Below are 2,569 nucleotides of genomic sequence, written 5' to 3'. Positions count from 1 at the left end.
AAAGGGAGCGCAAAATGAACAATCGAATTGACGCGATTTATGCAAGACAGTCCATCGACAAGAAGGATAGTATTTCTATCGAAAGTCAGATTGAGTTTTGCAAATACGAATTGAGAGGCGGGAGTTGTAAGGAATATCAAGACGGGCCTGTTAAAATAGGACTAAATCAGAAACACCCCACAGCAAGGGGCACGCTGGTTTAGTCCTGTTTTTATTCTATGAACATAGAAGGAGGCCAAACATGAGAAAAACGGCTAAAATCACGGCTATCTGCAACCAAAAGGGCGGAGTTGGCAAGACCGTAACGGCGGTCAACTTGGGTATTGGTCTGGCGCGGGAGGGCAAGAAAGTCCTTCTGGTGGACATGGATGCTCAGGGGTCCTTGACTGCCAGCCTGGGATACCAGCGGCCCGATCAGATGGAAAACACACTGGCGACCATTTTGGGCCGCATAATTTTGGACGAGCCAGTGTCTCCCGGCGAGGGTATTCTCCATCAAGCGGAAGCCGTTGACCTTCTTCCGGCTAACATCGAGCTGTCCGGCTTGGAGGTCACGCTGGTGAACACCATGAGCCGTGAGACAATCCTACGCGAATACCTGAACAGTGTCCGCGAACAGTACGATGTGATTCTGTTGGACTGCTGCCCCTCCTTGGGTATGCTGACCATCAATGCCCTGGCCGCTGCGGATCAAGTGCTGATTCCCATGCAGGCGCACTACCTCTCCATCAAAGGATTGGAACAGCTTATCCGCACTATATCAAATGTGAAGCGAAAAATCAATCCCGGTCTGGAAATTGCGGGCATCCTTATCACTATGGCGGATTTGCGAACGACCTATTCACGGGAGATCATTGAACTGCTCCGCAATTCCTATGGGGACAAGCTGCGGATTTTCAACAGTATTATCCCTCAGTCAATCCGGGCGGCAGAAACCAGCGCAGAGGGCCGAAGTATTTACCTCCATGACCCTGCTGGTAAAGTCTCCGCCGCCTATGCGTCTCTGACAAGGGAGGTCTTGGCATCATGAAAGGCAGCGCCAGTAAGATACAGTTGGCTGGCTTTGACGACTTGTTTCAAACTGGCGGCAAAGCGGAGGCCAACGGCGAACAGGTGCAGGAAGTTCCACTGGCAGAACTGTTTCCTTTCAAAGATCACCCTTTCCAAGTGCGGGATGATGAAGCGATGCAGAAAACGATGGAGAGTATCGCGCGGAGCGGTGTTCTGTCTCCCGGTATCGTCCGTCCCCGTAAAGAGGGCGGCTATGAGATCATAGCGGGACACCGGCGCAAGCGAGGGAGCGAGTTGGCGGGTAAGACTACTATGCCGGTACTCATTCGGACGCTGGATGATGATGAAGCCACCATAATCATGGTTGATTCTAACCTTCAACGTGAGAAAATCCTGCCCAGCGAAAAAGCATTTGCCTACAAAATGAAGCTGGAAGCCTTAAAGCATCAGGGCAAGCGGCGGGACCTAACTTCGGAACCGGCGGTTCCGAAGTTGACCGCACGGGAGAAAATAGCGCAAGACGCTGGGGAGAACTGCGGTTTGACTGTGACCCGGTACATAGCATTAACCCGACTAATTCCTCCCCTGCTGGCTCTGGTAGACGAGGATAAACTTGCGGTCAGCACCGCCGCTGATTACATTTCCAATCTGGCAAAACAGGAACAGACGGACCTTGTATCGGTGATGGACAAGCTGAATGTGATTCCAGGGAGAGGGCAACTAGCAAAAATCAAACAGCACAGCAAGGACGACACTCTGACCGCCACCGTCATTGAGGGCCTTTTGTCAGCGGAACATCCCACCGCTGTGCAGGTGGTTCTCAAGCAAGCGAGACTGCATCAATACTTCCCGCCGTCTTACACCAGTCAGCAGATGGAAGAAGTCATTGTATCTCTGCTGGAAGCATGGAGCGTTCAACAAAAATAATTTGAAAAGGAGGCCCGATATATCCTCATTAGCCGCCCCCGCAACTGACTAATCATCAGTGGCGAGGGCGGCTTTTTTTCGTTTACGGACAAATCTACAAGCGGCAGGAGCATGAGCGCCCCGGTGACTATTATGGTCGCCGGGGCGCTTTTTTTGTTTCTCCGCATATTTCAAAGGAGGCAATCACCATGCCGTCAAATCTGAATCTGGACTACTACTACGGCAACGAAGCGGAACAGTACAGCTTTTACCGTATCCCCAAGACCCTGCTGACCGACCCCCGGTATAAGAGCGTTTCCATTGAGGCCAAGGTCCTCTACGGCCTTCTGCTGGACCGGATGGGACTGTCGGTGAAAAACGGCTGGATGGACAGCGATAAGCGCGTCTACATCTACTTCACCCAGGAGGACGCTATGAATCTCATGAGCTGCGGGAAGGACAAGGCCACGAAGCTGTTCCGGGAGCTGGACAAGGACGGCATCGGCCTGATCGAGCGGAAGAAGCAGGGCCAGGGACGGCCCACGCGGATTTACGTCAAGAACTTCATCCTGCCCCCGGAACCGGGCCAGCCCCAGCAGCCGGAACAGGCACCGCCGCCCCCGGCCCCTCAGACTGCGGAAAATCAGCAGTC

3 protein-coding genes and 1 pseudogene are annotated in these 2,569 nt (G+C 53.1%); all 4 read left to right on the top strand.

Features of this window, described 5'->3' with window-relative positions; all coding sequences use genetic code 11:
• Nucleotides 1–14 precede the first annotated feature (14 nt).
• Nucleotides 15–143 (top strand): annotated as a pseudogene (locus QZ329_RS15480) (recombinase); the annotation flags it as partial.
• 98 nt (nucleotides 144–241) lie between these two features.
• A complete protein-coding gene (locus tag QZ329_RS15475; protein ID WP_295753894.1) occupies nucleotides 242–1,030 on the top strand; it encodes an AAA family ATPase in 789 nt (262 codons plus the stop codon).
• A complete protein-coding gene (locus QZ329_RS15470) occupies nucleotides 1,027–1,938 on the top strand; it encodes a ParB/RepB/Spo0J family partition protein (protein WP_295753892.1) in 912 nt (303 codons plus the stop codon). Before QZ329_RS15475 ends, QZ329_RS15470 begins: the two co-directional genes overlap by 4 nt.
• Nucleotides 1,939–2,126: 188 nt before the next feature.
• A partial coding sequence (locus QZ329_RS15465; protein WP_295753891.1) for a replication initiator protein A occupies nucleotides 2,127–2,569 on the top strand: 443 nt, incomplete at its 3' end.

The sequence above is a fragment of the uncultured Oscillibacter sp. genome (assembly GCF_910579365.1).
Taxonomy (GTDB): Bacteria; Bacillota; Clostridia; order Oscillospirales; family Oscillospiraceae; genus Oscillibacter.
Note: the sequence above shows the minus strand (reverse complement) of the source record. Positions and strands in the feature narration are given on the sequence as shown.